The organism is Bdellovibrio sp. MYbb2, assembly GCF_056175685.1.
Genome location: NZ_JBJKJI010000002.1, coordinates 162,530 through 178,804 on the forward strand (window position 1 = coordinate 162,530; position 16,275 = coordinate 178,804).

General features: G+C 50.0%; 14 protein-coding genes. 13 read left to right on the top strand and 1 reads right to left on the bottom strand.

Annotated elements, in window-relative coordinates; all coding sequences use genetic code 11:
• Positions 1-48: 48 nt before the first annotated feature.
• Positions 49-1,284, bottom strand: a complete 1,236-nt coding sequence (locus AC04MQ_RS10770; protein WP_475392073.1) for a hypothetical protein — start codon at positions 1,282-1,284, stop codon at positions 49-51.
• A gap of 454 nt (positions 1,285-1,738) precedes the next feature.
• Here AC04MQ_RS10770 and pilM point away from each other — a divergent pair, with 454 nt between their 5' ends.
• The 13 genes from pilM to AC04MQ_RS10835 all read left to right on the top strand — a co-directional run bounded on the left by pilM (position 1,739) and on the right by AC04MQ_RS10835 (position 16,271).
• The gene (pilM, locus tag AC04MQ_RS10775) at positions 1,739-3,406 is read left to right on the top strand and encodes a pilus assembly protein PilM (protein WP_475392074.1); all 1,668 of its coding nucleotides are present in this window, start codon (positions 1,739-1,741) and stop codon (positions 3,404-3,406) included.
• The gene (locus AC04MQ_RS10780; RefSeq protein ID WP_015090728.1) at positions 3,403-4,098 is read left to right on the top strand and encodes a hypothetical protein; all 696 of its coding nucleotides are present in this window, start codon (positions 3,403-3,405) and stop codon (positions 4,096-4,098) included. The genes pilM and AC04MQ_RS10780 overlap by 4 nt, the downstream gene beginning before the upstream one ends.
• The gene (gspN, locus tag AC04MQ_RS10785) at positions 4,098-5,063 is read left to right on the top strand and encodes a type II secretion system protein GspN (RefSeq protein WP_015090727.1); all 966 of its coding nucleotides are present in this window, start codon (positions 4,098-4,100) and stop codon (positions 5,061-5,063) included. Before AC04MQ_RS10780 ends, gspN begins: the two co-directional genes overlap by 1 nt.
• Before the next feature lie 165 nt (positions 5,064-5,228).
• Positions 5,229-5,660 carry a single-stranded DNA-binding protein gene (locus AC04MQ_RS10790; RefSeq protein ID WP_011164062.1) on the top strand — a complete coding sequence of 144 codons (432 nt, stop codon included), beginning with the start codon at positions 5,229-5,231 and terminating at the stop codon, positions 5,658-5,660.
• Between the two features lie 202 nt (positions 5,661-5,862).
• Positions 5,863-6,252 (top strand): hypothetical protein, encoded by a 390-nt coding sequence (locus AC04MQ_RS10795; protein WP_015090726.1) that lies wholly within the window; start codon positions 5,863-5,865, stop codon positions 6,250-6,252.
• Positions 6,253-6,265: 13 nt separating this feature from the next.
• Positions 6,266-7,177, top strand: a complete 912-nt coding sequence (locus AC04MQ_RS10800; RefSeq protein WP_015090725.1) for an outer membrane beta-barrel protein — start codon at positions 6,266-6,268, stop codon at positions 7,175-7,177.
• A gap of 168 nt (positions 7,178-7,345) precedes the next feature.
• Positions 7,346-7,846, top strand: coding sequence for a hypothetical protein (locus AC04MQ_RS10805; RefSeq protein WP_015090724.1), 501 nt, complete (start codon positions 7,346-7,348; stop codon positions 7,844-7,846).
• Between the two features lie 199 nt (positions 7,847-8,045).
• Positions 8,046-9,350, top strand: a complete 1,305-nt coding sequence (locus AC04MQ_RS10810; protein WP_475392075.1) for a PepSY-associated TM helix domain-containing protein — start codon at positions 8,046-8,048, stop codon at positions 9,348-9,350.
• Complete coding sequence (locus tag AC04MQ_RS10815) at positions 9,347-10,534, top strand: MFS transporter (RefSeq protein WP_015090722.1); 1,188 nt, start codon at positions 9,347-9,349, stop codon at positions 10,532-10,534. The genes AC04MQ_RS10810 and AC04MQ_RS10815 overlap by 4 nt, the downstream gene beginning before the upstream one ends.
• Entirely contained in the window at positions 10,527-12,278 is a 1,752-nt protein-coding gene (locus tag AC04MQ_RS10820) for an IucA/IucC family protein (RefSeq protein ID WP_475392076.1), read from the top strand. The genes AC04MQ_RS10815 and AC04MQ_RS10820 overlap by 8 nt, the downstream gene beginning before the upstream one ends.
• Positions 12,275-13,252 (top strand): GNAT family N-acetyltransferase, encoded by a 978-nt coding sequence (locus AC04MQ_RS10825; protein ID WP_015090720.1) that lies wholly within the window; start codon positions 12,275-12,277, stop codon positions 13,250-13,252. Before AC04MQ_RS10820 ends, AC04MQ_RS10825 begins: the two co-directional genes overlap by 4 nt.
• Positions 13,249-14,997 (top strand): IucA/IucC family protein, encoded by a 1,749-nt coding sequence (locus AC04MQ_RS10830; RefSeq protein ID WP_015090719.1) that lies wholly within the window; start codon positions 13,249-13,251, stop codon positions 14,995-14,997. Before AC04MQ_RS10825 ends, AC04MQ_RS10830 begins: the two co-directional genes overlap by 4 nt.
• Positions 14,994-16,271 (top strand): lysine N(6)-hydroxylase/L-ornithine N(5)-oxygenase family protein, encoded by a 1,278-nt coding sequence (locus AC04MQ_RS10835; protein ID WP_015090718.1) that lies wholly within the window; start codon positions 14,994-14,996, stop codon positions 16,269-16,271. Before AC04MQ_RS10830 ends, AC04MQ_RS10835 begins: the two co-directional genes overlap by 4 nt.
• The last annotated feature ends 4 nt before the right edge of the window (positions 16,272-16,275 follow it).

Consider the following 16,275-nt stretch of genomic DNA (forward strand, 5'->3'; position numbering starts at 1 on the left):
CCCGGCGATGAACCGGGGTTTTTGTTTTTTAAATCTAATCTTTTCTAACTAGTAGCCATAATCAGCGCAACTGCCACGAATCGTTTGTTTGGCAGATTCAACCGCTTCACGCACTTGCGCCACCTCGGCTGCTTTGCTCGGGCAACTAGCCTCTAACAAGTTCGCATAGAACTCATAAAGCTTCGCCGTAGCTTTCGCGTTGTCGCAAACTCCCACACCCTCATTGATCGTCGCAGAATGTTTGTCCATCTCAAGGCCCAAAGCATAGTCATCACAAGCCACTTTCGGAGCTTTGTACTTGCCGATACCATAGCCGCCAGCAGAAGAAGAATTATTCCCACCATTCATCGGTGGCTGCGCCGGATTGGCTGGACGATTTGGATTAGGGTTCGGATCAAATGCCGGAGGACGATCCCCACCCCCACGAGTGTCCGCAACCGGAGGCATAAAATCAGAAACCGGCGCCATCCCTTCAGGATTTTTCCCACCTAAAGCTTTTGCAGCCATCAGCTCTTTGCAAGGTTTGATGGTAGCGCAAGGCTTTAATGCTTCAACATGCGTAGGAGTCAGCGCCGGATCAATCTTATAGAGGAACGAAGTTTTGGATCCATTGAGGTCAGAGTCCCACTGGAAGTAACTGCCGATAACTCTCTTACCTTGATGATAACGCAACAAATAGGCTGATTTTCCAATAATGGCATTATTCCCGTCTCTTGTTGGGCACCTTACGTATCCATACCCTTCTGCCAAACCATTTTCACACTTCCCACTCCACGTCACCTGCGATCCATAGACAAGCAAACTAGGTTGCTGAAGTTTACACCCATCAGAAGTCAGAATTTGCTCATAAGGAGGATTCGCAGCCACGAAAGATTCAATCCGCGCACATTGCTGCATATTGCTCTTTCTGTCTTTGCAATCATGAGCTCCAAGTGTGCTATGGTAGAAATCCATCTGTCCGGTCATATACCAGTAGCTCCCTGGCACAACCCATCCGCGCTGCATCTGAACAGCAAAGGCTTTATATGAAACTCCATTGGCTTGCTGAACTGATACCCAGCCAATCCCTTCAGCAAAACCTCCAGGACAAGTTCCACTCCAAGAATGTTTATTTTTAGGGTTGATATACAAATCTGACAAATTCAAACTGCACCCGTCGGCAGTTTTAATGGTATGGCCTTTTGAATACTCTGAAACAGGGGTGGCTTTTTTCTTCTTCCCAAACAAAGCATGTGAATTAAACGACACAAGACAGACCAGCACAAAGACGCCAAAAAAACGCATGAAAACCTCAAAAGATTGAATTTGATCCGCGCTTCTACCACTAAATACGTTTCTGTATGATTACATCGAAGAAACCAGCAAAATTTCCAAGGCCCGTCCAATATTTCGACAACCCTACATCTCTAGCAGCTAACGCAATCCGCCCTCGCTACGAGGGCGAAGCGCGTCACCCAATAACCACCCACACCTCGACCAAAATCCAGCATCCCCATCCCCACCGCGCCTTCCCCAAAGGGGAACAGCCTACATCCCCCGCACCAAGATGCAGGTCTTCTGTGCAAGAAGCCTTGGTGTATAGCCCTAAGTTCGCGGCCTTCGGTGGCGCATGGATGCGCGAACCACAGCGAAGCTGTGGCACCGACCGAGCCCGGACGGCGTGCCGCTAACTTAGGGCTATACACCAAGGCGATCCTCGCATAGACTTAGACCAAAGCCAGTTCATGGAGGAATTGCTTTGAAATCTCTCGGCATTGACATCGGATCCAGCAGCATCAAGGTTGTTGAAGTGCAGTCCACTTCAAAGGGCTTTCAAGTAACTCAGTTCATGGAGCATCCACTCGGAATTTCTCCAGGCGCTGATCAGGAGCTTGAAATCCTTGAGTATTTGCGTGACCTCTCCAGTCTTTATGACCCGTCACAAACTCGGTTCAACTTTGCATTGCCACAAAATCGCGTGGCGATTCGAAACAAATTCTTCCCGTTCAATGACCGCATCAAGATCTCCAAATCTCTGGCCTTTGAACTTGAAGAAGATCTGCCATTTTCATCTGACAATGCCATCTTTGACGCTAAAATCATCCGCACGGTAGGTTCCGGCGCGGAAGTTCTGGCGTGTGCGGCTCCAAAAATCCACGTGCAGAATCTAATTCAGCGTGCGCAGGATTCCAACATGGATCCGTTCATCATTTCTTCCGAGGGCACTTCCTTTGCGAACGTGTTCGAACGCTGGAATGAAGCCCCACCCGCTTTGACAGCTCCGGCTTTGGGACTGGAAGAAGAAGTCAGACCCGTTCGTCAGGTCACTATCACTTTGAACATCGGCCACAGCCGCACTTTGGTGTGTGCCTTTGAAGGCAGCTCTTTGATTCAGGTGGGGTCTATTCTTTGGGGCGGTAAAAATATCGCTGACGCCATTGCGAAGAAATACGAAATTCCGTACATCGAAGCGATCAAAGAACTTCAGACCAAAGCATTCATCCTGACCAATAAACAGGGTGCCACTTTCGATCAGGTGACTTTCTCAGACACAATTGCCAAGTGCGTGCGCGAAATGGCGCGGGATCTGCAACTGGCGATTCTGGAAATGAAAAGTGAATTCAATGCCCAGATCAACAGCATCCACCTGACCGGCGGTGTATCTCAGATTCAGAATCTGGGCCCATTCCTGACGCAAGTTCTGGAAGTTCCGGTCAACCGCGTTTCTGTTCTGGATCAGATCCCGAATGTGAACTTCGAACGCTCGGCTTACCATGGCGCAATTTGTGGCGTGGCTTTGGGACTGGCGATTGAAGGCTTCAAAAAACCAAGAAATCCACCTTTGAACTTCCTGCGCGGTGAATTCGCCAAAGAAAATCACCAGATGAAAATGTTCTGGGAAAAATGGGGCTCGACAATCAAAGTGGCCACAGCGGCTTTGGTGGTTCTGTTTGTGTACTCTTCTTTGCGTGAAAGCTTTGCTTTAAGCCTTGCGGACCGCACTCAGGAAGTGCTGAAGTCCCAAGCCAAGACAGTCGCAGGTCTGAAAGGCCGTGCGGCTTCTGAAAACGGCATTCGCAAGTACATCCGTGACAACAAAAAACGCGCCGCTGATCTTAAGACTCTGGCGAGCGTTGCCAATATGAACTCCGCCCTGGACATCGCCAAAAAGATCAACGATGCGGCTCCGCCGAAGTCCTCGATCACTTTGGACATCCAGCAAATGGCGATTCAGGATGCTCAGGTGACTTTGCAAGGGTATGTGAACTCTCCGCGTGAAATGAGTCTTCTGCAGCAGGCACTGACCAACGTTTCCACGGATGGTCAGGTGAAAAGTGGCCAAAGCACGCTGGGCGCTCTGCCCGGCCGCACCGCTTTTTCATTCAGCTTCAATGTCGATCGCAATGTTGAGAAGGTGACAAGATGAGCAGTTTTGACGATTTAAAAGAAAAACTTGTCAGCGACGCCCGTGTGACCTGGGAACGTATCCAGGAAAGTGGTGCTTACAATCAGCTGCGCGACCGCTACGAAAACATGACTCCGGCCATGCAAAAGCTCACTTTGGTGGGTGGCGTGGCGCTGGTTTCTTTGATCATCCTGTCCATTCCTTATGGCAAATACACTCAGTCCACTGAATACGTCGGCGAATTTGAAAGCAAACGCATGACCATTCGTGAATTGCTGAAGGTCAGCCGTGAATCTTCGGATGTTCCGCAGATTCCCCAGGCGCCAAGCATGGACATGATTCGCAACAACATCGACAATCAGATCAAGGCGGCGAATCTTTTGCCGGAACAGATCAAAGGCACCGAGATTCAGGACAACAATTCCAATCTGGTTCCTAAAAATCTGACAGAAGGTCTTTTGCAGGTCAGCCTTGCAAAACTAAACATCCGTCAGGTGCTGGATCTGGGCTATCAGTTCCAGAGCATCAACCCGAGTGTGAAAATGAAAGACATGGTGATGACCGCCAACCGCGAGGACAACCGCTATTTTGACGTGGTTTACAAGATGGTGGCTTTGGCCGTCCCTGCCGCCCCGGCACCGGAAGCTCCCGAGCCTCCTTCGCGCGGCAACCGCTTCAAACGTAACAACAACAACGACAGCGGAGACGAATAATGGAACAACTTCGTCAGTTGCTGAAATTGATCCGCGAAAGCAAAGGCAAAATCTTTGTCATGGTGGTTTCCGCCCTGGTCTTTGTTTTTCTGCTGTTCCCGTTTGACGACCTGAGTGATTTGATTTCTTCCCAGGTGTCCCGTCTTTCCAATAATTCTGTTTACGTGCAGTTTGAAAAACTAAAAATGAGCCTGTTCCCGCAACCGGGCGTGAAGATGGATCAAGTCTATATTGAATCCATCAGAACTCCGGCGATTTCAGCGACGGAGCTGGTGATCACTCCGTCGGTTCGTGGCCTGATTCAGCAAAAACCTTACGGCCATGTGTCTGCAAAGGGTTTGTTGAAAGGTGACGTCGACGTTCAAGTGGGTAAAGGCAGCAAAACCGAAAACGGTGCTGAACGCCACAAGATCGAAGTCAGCGCGAAAAAGATTTCCCTGCATGATCTGCGCGAAATGGCGAACTTGCCTGTTCTGCTAAAAGGTCAGCTGAATCTGGAGTCCACGGCTTTGGCCGATCTGACTTTCCAGGAACAGCCCGACATTGAAATGAATCTTTCCATCAATCAGTTCGAGCTTCCGCCTTCCAACGTGAACACCCCGATGGGCCCATTGACGTTGCCGGATCTGAAATTGAGCACGGTGGAACTGAAAGGCCGTCTGGCCGCCGGACAGTTCGTGATTGAAACCGGAACCATTGGTAAACCGGGCGATGAACTTTACGGTACTATTAAAGGCAAGATCGGCCTGACGATTGTGAATCGTGGAAACTCTTTCGGTCATCAGATTGGTGCTTATAATATCGAAGTGGATCTTAAAACCAAACGCAGCTTCCAAGAGCGTGCGGCTTTGTTCCTGACGTTCATTGACGGTTATAAAACACCGACCTCCGAAGGCTCCCAGTACAAATTCAAGGTTTCCGCCAGCAATCCTATGATGCCGCCAAGCATCGGCGCCGTGCGTTAATCCGATTATTAGATCCCCCACCAGCCCCGCTTAAATTAACTTGATGCGGGGCTCTGCCTAAATATTGCTCACCCTATTCACAATACAATCCTGAAGCTAAGTCCTTATTGACTTAGCTCCCGTTCTGACAAAAAACGAACTGGTTAATTAATATTTGGAGGGAATATGTCCGGAGTAAATAAAGTTATCCTTGTAGGCCGTTTGGGCGCTGATCCTGAAGTTAAGGCAATCGGCAGTGGCAGCACTGTTGCGCGTTTGAATCTGGCTACAAGTGAGTCATGGGTAAAAGACGGTCAACGCCAAGAGCGCACTGAATGGCACCGTATCACTGTATGGGGCAAATTGGCTGAGATCTGCGGCAAACACCTTTCCAAAGGCCGTCAGGTTTACGTAGAAGGCAAATTGCAAACTCGTCAGTGGGAAGACCAACAAGGTCAAAAACGCTACACGACTGAAATCGTGGCTTCCACAGTTCAATTCCTGGGCGCAGCTGGTGGCGAAAAATCCTCTGGCAACTCTATGGGTAACGACGATTTCAACTTCCAGGATTTCGGTCCGGAGCCTAGCTTCAACTCTAACGACGAAATTCCATTCTAAGGGATGAAAACGGCCCGCCTGCTGCGTTGAATGAGCTTCGTCCTCATCCAGCGTAGCTTAGGCTACGCCTCCTTGCGGGCGAAACTCATCCGCCTTGCATTCAGACCATTTTGATCCCTTAGTGATTTTTGGGATTAGCCTAAAGCCCTGAAGTAATTCGGGGCTTTTTTTTTGCCTTTTAAGTTCTTATAATTAAAGGGCTATGAAAAGTTTCATACTTTCCTCCCTTTTTGTGGTTTTACTCAGCGGTTGTACAATCTACCGTTCGGAGGGTCGTAAGCAGTTTGAATCCGAAGCTCCGGGCAAAGTGGCTGCCGCTTCTTTCCAGCTGATCAGTTGTAAAAAAGAAGGAAAACTTGAGACCTGGTTCAACGAGGAATTCCCTTCTCACACCTACGAACTTGTCCTTTCAGAAAACGATCTGGAGATCTGGCGCACTCACCGCGGTGAAGTGGTCGAAGTCAAAGCTTTGCAAAAAAGCGAAAAGTCGACTCAGTCCTGCATCTATCAGTTCGCCAGCGAGACCGTCTGGACCTTGTACAAAGATCAATTCATCCGTGAACTTGAAAACAACCTGATGACACTGGAATAGAAGAGGTCCCCGAGTGAATTTCAAAAACCAGCTGTGCGCTTTGAGTCTTCTGCTTTGTTTTTCCTCCACAGGCCTTGCCGCATCGGTTTCTGCAGTCAAAGGGCAAAAAGTTCTGATCAATCTGGATGGCGATGCCACCGAGGTGGGTGAAGAATTCTATCTGATCAACCCGTCCACACAAAAACGTTCGGCCATCATTCGCATCAAACAAGTCAAAGGCAGCAAAGCTCTGGGTGAAATCGTGCGTGGTAAAGCCGCTGATGGCTTTACTTTGCAGGCCAAAGCGCCCTCCGCCATGTCCGCTGACGCCCCGGCTGAGACAGGCGAAGAGTCCACCCCCAAGCAAAGCAATGCTACCGGCTATTTGCGCGTCCTGAAGGACTCCTGGGGCGTTTTGGGCGGCTATATGATGAACACCATGGATGCCGACATCACTTATCGCGACAGCTTCGGCATCAGCCAGAAAGCTTCTGCCAGCATGTCCGGCACCGGCTTTGGCTTCGGCGGGTTCTATGACTATGCCCTGAACAACAGCCTGGTGGGCCGCGGCTACGCAGCGATGGAACAATTCAACGTCACGGGCAGCTCAAGCGAAGCAGCTTGTAACAGCAGCACCACGTGTGATGCGAAAATCAACTATCTGTCCCTGTATGGTCTTTTGAAATGGTATCCGATTCAGAACAAATACCGTGTGTGGCTGGGTGGCGGCATGGGCTATCTGCTGGCGCTTTCCAAGTCCTCCACGGCGCTGAACGAATCAGAAATCTCCACCAATCAGGTCTTCACTTTCGGTGGAGGTTTGGACTGGCAGATGGATCGCAAAAACTACATCCCCGTCAGCATCGAATACAATATGTTCCCGGCTTCAGACACTGTGAAAGCCAGCATGATTGTGATCAAAGCCGGCTGGGCTTGGAATCTGTAGTCGAACTTGCAGTCGAATTTGTAAAAATACACCTTAATACGGACACTTAAGCTCCCTTTTTCAGGGCGCTTTTATCAATAGATTCTCATTAGATTTCATAAGTTGCTTTCTGCCCTCTTTGATTTTAGAAACCACGCCAGTTCATAAAACCTCAATTAAGGAGAAAACATGAAAAAATTCGTACTGGCACTTATGATGGTTCTTCCATTCTCTGCACAAGCTAACCAAGATCTGGTTCTTGATGGCGAAAGATGGTTGGCAAAATTCACAGCTTACGTTTGTGACGACGGCAACACTCAAACGGCGACTCCGGTTGATATCTCTTCCCGCAACATCATCTTCACAACTGCTTCTGCAGACTACTCTTTGGACAACATCCTTCTTAAGGCAACTTACACTGAAGGTGACTCCACTTGTAACTACAGCACTTTGATGTTGGCAGACAACGCATTGTGGACTGTAGCTTTGACTGATTCCAAAGCTTACGCAACTTCCGGCACTTCTGACTGCTCTGCTGGTAAAGCTTACCTTGATCAATTGCTGGCTAAAAACGACTACAAATACCTTCACGGTCGCGTAGCTGTTTACGTTCCAGTTTCTGACGCTCAAGACCTGTGCGATTCCGACAAAGTTGGTATCCACATCCAAGTTACTGGCCGCGTAAAGTAATTTTACCGTCCCATTGATTGGTAAATTTGAAAAACTCCCATACCTAAACGGATGGGAGTTTTTTTATTTCTAAGCCCCCCTCACAAAGACCCTCCAATATTTTCTCAATACGCTTCCATTGAGTCACAGAACTTGCCCCCTCTGGCGCCCCATATTAAAACCAACCGACCCTAAATGACTCTTATTCGCAGGAAGTTTTGTGAACGGACGGTTTTTTAAATTTCTCTATAAAATCCACATATATGTGGGCATTTTTGTCGCCGTCCACCTGTTCGTTTTGATCCTGACCGGGACCATCCTGATCCTGAAGGACGAAATCGAAGGCAACGCTGGCCACGGCGAAGAACACCACGCAGAAGTCGTTCCGGCGATGGATGCGCACCTGGAAAAAATCCTGCTGAAATACCCAGGCGACCGCCCACAGTCCTTCAACGTTGAAGAGGCCGATCACGACGTCGCACAACTGCGCATGGGTAACAACGGTTCAAAACTTTTCCGCGAATCCCACCGCGTGTATTTCAACGTGCACACAGGCGAAGAGGTTGCTGCACCGAAAAAATCTGATGGCGTGATGGACTTCATCCTGCGTCTGCATCGTGAGTTTCTGCTGGGTTCCAACGGCAAGCTGTATGTCGGTTTGATCGGTGTGCTGTATGCCTTCACTTTGATTTCCGGATTCTTCATCTATGGAAACTTTGCGCGCAAAACAAACTTCGGGGAAGTCCGTCGCGGCTCCACCCGCGCGACCATGGGTGACTTGCACCGCTTTATCGGCATGACCGCTTTTGCCTGGAGCTTGATGATCGGCGTGACCGGATCTTTCCTGGGCTTTTCTTCCACGCTGATCAAGGTCTTCCAGTACAGCGAACTGCAAAAGCTGAATGTTCAGTACCCGACAGCTCCGCAGGCTCCACTGGCGTCGTTGGACAAGGTGATCGCGTCTGCGCAAAAAGCTCTGCCGGAATCGACTTTTGATTTTATGGTGTTCCCCGACACGCAATTTTCACCTCCGGGTCACTTCATGGTGCTGATGCATGGAAACACTCCGATGACCGAGCGCCTGGTGGAGTTGGTCATTATCGATGGCGTCACGGGTGAGCTGACCGAAGTGCGTGAGCTTCCGTGGTATCTGAAAGTCGCCATGCTGTCAGAACCTTTGCATTTCGGAAATTACGGCGGCTTGTTCCTGAAAATTTTGTGGGTGATCCTGTCCGTGGCCTCTTTGGTGATGCCGGTGTCAGGCATTTACATCTGGTGGAACCGTCGCCGCAAAAAAGCACCCGCCGCTTCTGCCAAAGCCACTTCGGTGCAGCCTTGGAAAGGTGCCTTGTTTAAAAGAATCTACACCGTACCGGTGATCCTGTCCGTGTTTTCAACCGCGGCTGTTATCGGCAGCTTCCTGGTTCAAGGGGCACTGAACACAATTTTTGTTGCTGCTCTTGTTGTCCCGGTGTCCATCGTCGTTTACTTCCTGATCTCGTGGTTGAAAAAGGGAGCTCAATGAAGAAGCTGAGCGCCCTGGGACATTTAAACACCACCACTTTCAGTGCCATCCAGATGATGACGTTCACCCTGATTCCGTTCATCGCGGAAAAAGGGGCTTTGAGCATTTCATCTGTGGTCTTGAGTTTCAGTGTGGGCAGTTTTTTGTTCCTGTGGTCCAGCCCCTTCTGGGCATCCCGCAGTGATTCCTGGGGCCGCATGAAGGTCTTGTCCGTCGGCATGCTGGGACTGTTTCTTTCCACCGCTATTCTGACCGTTGTGCTGATGTCACCGGGTGCTCACTGGGTGAATGAGCTTGCCGTATGGGGCAGCCGCCTGCTTTACGGCCTGACGGCCGCTGCGATCGTGCCGGTGTCCCAGGCTTTGCAGATTGATCAGCACCCGGAACAAACTCCTTTGAAATCCATGTTGTCCAATTCCATGAGCCTGAATGTCGGCCGCGCCTTGGGACCGCTGTATCTGCTTTTGGGTGGTGGATCTAACATGCTTCTGGTTTTGCAAAGCACGACGGCGTGGGCGTTGGTAGTATTGGGCTTAAATCTATTTGGCATCACTCAATCAGAAGCTCCGAAGACCACAAAAACCGAGCGCATTTCTTTAAGTGAATGGAAGTCCGCCCTGCGCCATATCTCTGACATCTTTTCGTTGGCGATCTTGTTCACAAGCTTCGTTGGCATTTTGAATTTCTCGTTGGCTTCGATCTTGAAAAAATCTTTCGACCTGACTTCGGTGGATTCCAGCGTCCTGATGGCAAAATTGCTTTTGGTCAGTGCGATCCTGGCCGTCATCACTCAAGCCCTGGGTAAAGTGCTTTTCAAAAATCCATGGCAAGGCGCCATGATCGTGGGGGTTGCCACCTTGTTGGGGGCAAGCCTGATTCTGGGTCATCTGGGTGACTGGTCCCAGCTGTGGATCGCAATTGTTCTGTTGTCTGTGGGGCTGTCCCTGATTCCACCGTGCTATATGGCTTTGATGGCCACACGCGGACCTGAGATGCAGTTTGGCCGTCGTGCCGGGCTTGCAGCGGCTGCCAACACTTTGGGTTACACCTTGGGTGGTGGTTTGGCAGCTTTGACTTTTAAAATGGATCTTTTCGGCATTGAAAGTGTGATGACCGCGTTGGTTGTGGTCATGGCTCTGAACATTGCCCTTCTTTACAGACGTCGCGAGGCGGTCTATGCATAATTTTAACGAACTGGCTTTGAAACACACGGTGTCTTGCTTTATGAATTCCCTGTTCAGGGAGTATCAGAATTTTTCATTTGAAGCAGGAACAACCCCGGAAAAGACGGACGTCATTTCTGTGGATCTTAAAAACGGCTTTGAGATTCTGATTCCGCTGAACAAAAAATCCCTGCTGGGTCGCCACGAATATGTGGGCACATTCTATCTGCGTCAGGGTTCCGAACTGAAATCGGTTGATTTCAACCACGCCGTGAACGAGCTTTTGACTTTCTTGTGCAAACACTGGGAACTGGAACTTTCCAAAAAAGACCTGTTCATGGGACGCCTGGAAAACAGCCTGCACAATATGGAGCTTTCCCTGAAAGCCCGTGAAAAAGATATTGAGCACATCTATTCCGGCAAGGTCAGTTTCATCGAAGCCGAACAGGGCCTGATGATTGGTCACAACTTCCACCCGTATCCAAAAATGCGCGAAGGTTTTGATGATCGTGATTTCGGGATTTACTCACCAGAAATGGGCGGTCACTTCCCGCTGCACTGGTTCTTTGTAAAACCCGAAGTCCTGCACGTGCAAACGGCCGAAACTTTTGCCTCCAAGAACTGGACAACTCGTTTGTTCCAAGCCGAAGGTTCCGAAACTGTACCAGAAGGCTTTATCCCCTTCCCGGTACATCCCTGGCAGCGTCAGCATCTTCTAAAGCACCCGGCAATTCAGTCGTACGCTGAACAAGGACTGATTGTGGATGGCGGCGCGGTTTCCAATGAAAGCTGGCACCCGACGTCTTCTTTGCGCTCTATCTACGGAGCACACAGCCCGTACATGCTGAAGTTTTCTTTGACCGTGCGACTGACCAATTCCATCCGTCACCTGACGGACGTGGAAGTCGTGCGCGGCCTGCAGGTCTACGATGTGATGTCGACCCCCGTCGGAAAGAAATTCCTGAACGACAACCCCCAATTTGAAGTGATCTTTGAACCGGCCTTCGCTGCTTTAAAAACCGCTGACGGCAAAGTCATCAACGAAAGCATCGTGGTCTGCCGTGAAAATCCATTCCAACAAGAGATTCCCGGCGAAGAAAACATCGTGGTTTCCACCCTGGCCCAGGACAATCCGCTGGGTGGCGACACCCTGATCTGGAAGCAGGTGCAGAACCTTGCCAAGTCCAGTGGTAAAAACCTGAAAGACGCCAGCCGCGAGTGGTTTAAACACTATATGCAGGTGGCGCTTCAGCCGTTTATCACGGCACAAAGCCAATACGGTATTTTGCTGGGCGCGCATCAGCAGAATATGATCCTGCGTATCTCAAATAATCTGCCAGTCAAAGCTTACTTCCGCGATTGTCAGGGTACGGGCTACAGTGAACACGGCTACAGTCTTTATCACAAAGACGTGGCAAGCCTGACCCGTGAAAACGGCAACATCCTGGACAACAAGGGCAATATTCTTTTTGCTTACTATCTGTTGGTGAATTCAACCTGGAATATTCTGGCGGCCCTTTCACACCCTGAAGGAGCCAGCGAAGCACAGTTGACTGCCGACATGAATGATTTCATCAAAGGTCTGTACAAACCAAATCTGCCGGACACAAGTTTCCTGGATTATGTGACCAAAGATGCGCGCATCTGGCAAAAAGGTAATTTCATTTGCAGTCTGCAAAGCTTGAATGAAAACACTGTGGCGAACCCGTTAGCTATTTATAATTTGATCGACAACCCTATTTCTTTCTCTGGAGCCCTGTCATGAACATCCAATTCTCCACTTATGCCTGCGCCACTGGTCAGGCTTTTAACGTACAAATCGAAGGCACAACAGGCCTTCTGAAAACGGACAAAGTTCAAGTTCCTTTCAAAGTTTCTGTCGACGGCGACAAAGCCACCCTGACTGCCGAAACGGCTTCGGCTGTGGAATCTTTGGCGATTCTGGAAGCGCTCTTTAACAAAAACACTTCTTTGCAGTCAGCGACTGTGACCAACTCCAACCCGGAACTGCAAACCCTGGTGGGTGCGACGGCGTCTCCGTTTGCAGTTTCCCGTGATGATTTCTTCCAACTGCGCCCTATCTGGGTTCACAGCGGATTGACAGCGTTGACTCCGGAAAAATGGACCGTCACCAAAGAAGTAGCTCACCCGGTTCGTCCAGCTATTTCAGAAGGTCAGATTCTTTACCGCCGCACACTGGCTGACGGCAAAGTTTTGACTTTCCGAGTGGCGCATATCGAAAAAGATCTGGATATTTTCCACGAATGGCACAATCAGCCGCGCGTTTTGAAATTCTGGGAGCTGGACAAACCCAAAGAAGAACTGCGTGATTACCTTGCAAAGGGTCTGAAAGACGGCCACCAGTTCCCGACGATTCTGGAATTCGACGGCGCACCTGTAGGTTACTTTGAAATGTACTGGACCAAAGAAGACCGCCTGGGTCCTTACTATGATTCTGAAGCCTTTGACCGTGGTTTCCACTTCCTGATTGGCGATGTCAGCGTGCTGGGATTTGCCAACACCGATGCCATCTTGAAATCCGTCTGCCATTACCTGTTCCTGGAAGAGCCTCGCACACGCAAAATCATGGCCGAACCACGTTCAGACAACGTCAATGTTCTGAAGTATCTGGAAACATTTACGGCGTGGAAGAAACTCAAAGAATTCGACTTCCCTCACAAACGGGCGGCCTTGCTGGAATGCCGTCGTGAAGCTTTCTTCGGGGGACGTTACCTATGAGTTCTTTGGCCGACTGGAAAGACATCAATCTGCAGATGATCGCAAAAGGTCTGCAGGAACTCACCTATGAACAGGTGATCAACCCCGTGGCCACAACCACGCGGGATGAGTCCGTCGTCGGCCCTTATGAACTGACCTTGGCTAATCAGACCGTTTACAAATTCAGCGCTTGGCGCGGTCTTTGGACGGATCTGAAAGTCGATTCCACATCCATCACCCGCAATGGTGTTGCCGCAGAAAGTGCGGGACAGTTCTTTATCGACTGCCAGCAAGAAACCGGCATGGATGACATCATCCTGGCGAACTTTCTGGAAGAAATGCACAACACCCTTTACGCAGACTTGCGTGTGCTGGAGCTGAACCGTCAGGTGTCTTCAGACGACATGACCGCATTCAGTGGCGAAAAAGTTCAGACCTTGTTGAAAGGTCACCCTAAGATATTACTGAATAAAGGCCGCATCGGCTGGAGTGCCGCAGATCAGGATCTGTATGGCCCGGAAAACGCCAAACCCGTTCAGTTTTACTGGGTGGCGGTTCGCAAAAACCAAACCCTGGAAGGACTGGATGCCCCTCTTTCCTGGGACGCGATTTTGAACGAATGTCTTTCGGACAAAACAGCTTTTGAAAAGCAGCTGGCTGCTAAAAATGTCTCAAAGTCTGAGTACCACTTTGTCCCGGTTCATCCGTGGCAGTGGGAACGCTATATCAAAATTCAATACGGAACGGATCTGGCCTGTGGCCACATTCACTTCCTGGGGGCCTTTGGGGATCAGTACCTGCCACAGATCAGTCTGCGCACGTTCAGCAACATCACCCGCCCCGGCAAGCTTGATATCAAGCTGCCGATCACGATTCTGAACACGTCCGCCATTCGCGGAATCCCGGGCAAGTACATGAAGCAAGGCCCGGCATTAAGCACCGCTCTGACCGAGCTTTGCCAAAAAGACAGCATCCTAGCAGGTGTGACCGTGCTTGAAGAAAAAGCCGGCCTGTCCGTCGGTCATGGCTTGTATAGCCAGATTCAGCAGGCCCCTTACCGCTACAACGAGCTGTTGGGAGCATTGTGGCGCCAAAGTCCGGACTTCCACCTTGCTGAGGGCGAAACCGCGATTATCGCGGGCAGTCTGTTTCATCGCGATGCCAAGGGGCAGTCCCTATTGGGGGCTTACGCCAAGGCCTCAGGATTGGATATTGGCCAGTGGCTTTCCCAGTACTTTGAAAAGGTCTTTATCCCGCTTTACCACCTGCAGGCCCGCTATGGGATCGGCCTGGTGGCCCATGGACAGAACGTGGTCATCCGTCTGAAAAACTCCACACCCGTTGGAGTCTTCCTGAAAGATTTTCAGGGGGATCTGCGCCTGAGTGATGACTCCAGCTCTCTTTCCGGCTTCGATCTGACCCGTTTACCGAGACATTATCTGATTCATGATCTTTTGACTGGTCATTTAGTAACGGTGTTACGTTTTATCTCTGAAACTTTGCAAGAATGCGATACATATCCCGAGATTGAATTCTATGCCGTTTTGGGTAGGACCTTAGAGTCTTATCTGGCTAAAAATCCGGAGATCAGAGCTTTGAACTATTTTGGCAAAATCGACCTTCTTCAGGACACTTTCCACCGCGTATTGGTGAACAAAGTCCGCTTCAAAATCGGCTATGCGGATTCTGCCGAGCGCCCATTGCCAATTCTGGGTGAAGATCTGAAAAATCCAGTGGCTTTGGCTCTGAAAAAGGGGCGCGTATGAACGAAAACAAACACTATGATCTGATCGGTATCGGCATTGGTTTGTTCAACCTGAGTCTGGCCGCTTTGCTAAGCAAAACCCCGAATGTGAAATTCCGCTTCTTTGATCGCAAGCACCGCTTTGACTGGCACTCTGAAATTATGTTCGCGGATTCTGAGATGCAGACGTCCTACATGAAGGATCTGGTGACGGCTGCGGATCCCACGAACCCATTCAGCTTCATGAACTTCCTGGTTCAAAAGGGTTTGTTCTATGCGTTCCTGAACACAGGACGCCAGACGATCACCCGTCGTGAATTTGAAATGTACTGCCAGTGGGTCAGCCAGAATATGCCTGATCACCTGAGCTTTGACAGCGACATCGAGTCCGTCACCTATGACGGCAGCAAGTTCGTACTGACTATCAACGGTGAAACATTCACGGCCACGAACATCTGTATCGGTACGGGCCTTGTCCCGCACCTGCCAGAGTTTGCACAAGATCTGGAAGGCCCGGATGTCTTCCACGCCAAATCCAGCTATCTGAAACTGCTTGATGCCACCAACAAAGATGTTGTTGTCGTGGGTGGTGGTCAAACCGGCCTTGAAATCTTCCGCAACTGCCTTCAGGGGAAATGGGGCAACCCAAGAAGCCTGAAACTGATTGCCAGCCGTCCGAATCTGGAGCCGCTGGATAACTCCCCGTTCGTGAATGAATACTTCACACCGTCTTACGTGAAGGAATTCCTGCAACTGGGTCAGGATCAGAAAGATCCTATCGTGAAATATCAAAAACTGGCCAGCGACGGGAACACTCCAGAGTATCTGGAAACTTTGTACCGAGAGCTTTACCAGCTAAAACATGTCTGGGGCGACAAACGCGAAATCGAGATTCTGCCGTTCCGTCGTGTGACTGAAATGGCGAAAATCGGTGATCGTTATAAACTGCACATCCAAAATGGCTTCAACGGACAATCTGAAACGGCTGCGGCTGACGCTGTGGTTCTAAGCACGGGCTTCCGTGTGAACATCCCGGCTTTGATTGATCCTCTGCGCCCGATGATTAATTTTGATCAGGATGGCCGCTTCCAGATGAATCAGGACTTCCAGGTTTCCTGGCAGGGCTCTGCGCAGAACAAAATCTTTGCCCTGAACTTCAGCCGTCATGGTCACGGAATTTCCGAACCGCAGACCAGTCTGATGGCCTGGAGATCCGCGCGCATCATCAATAATCTGACACAAAAAAGCATCTTCCCTATCGAGAAGGCTGTTCCCAATTTTATTACCTACATCTAGAGAG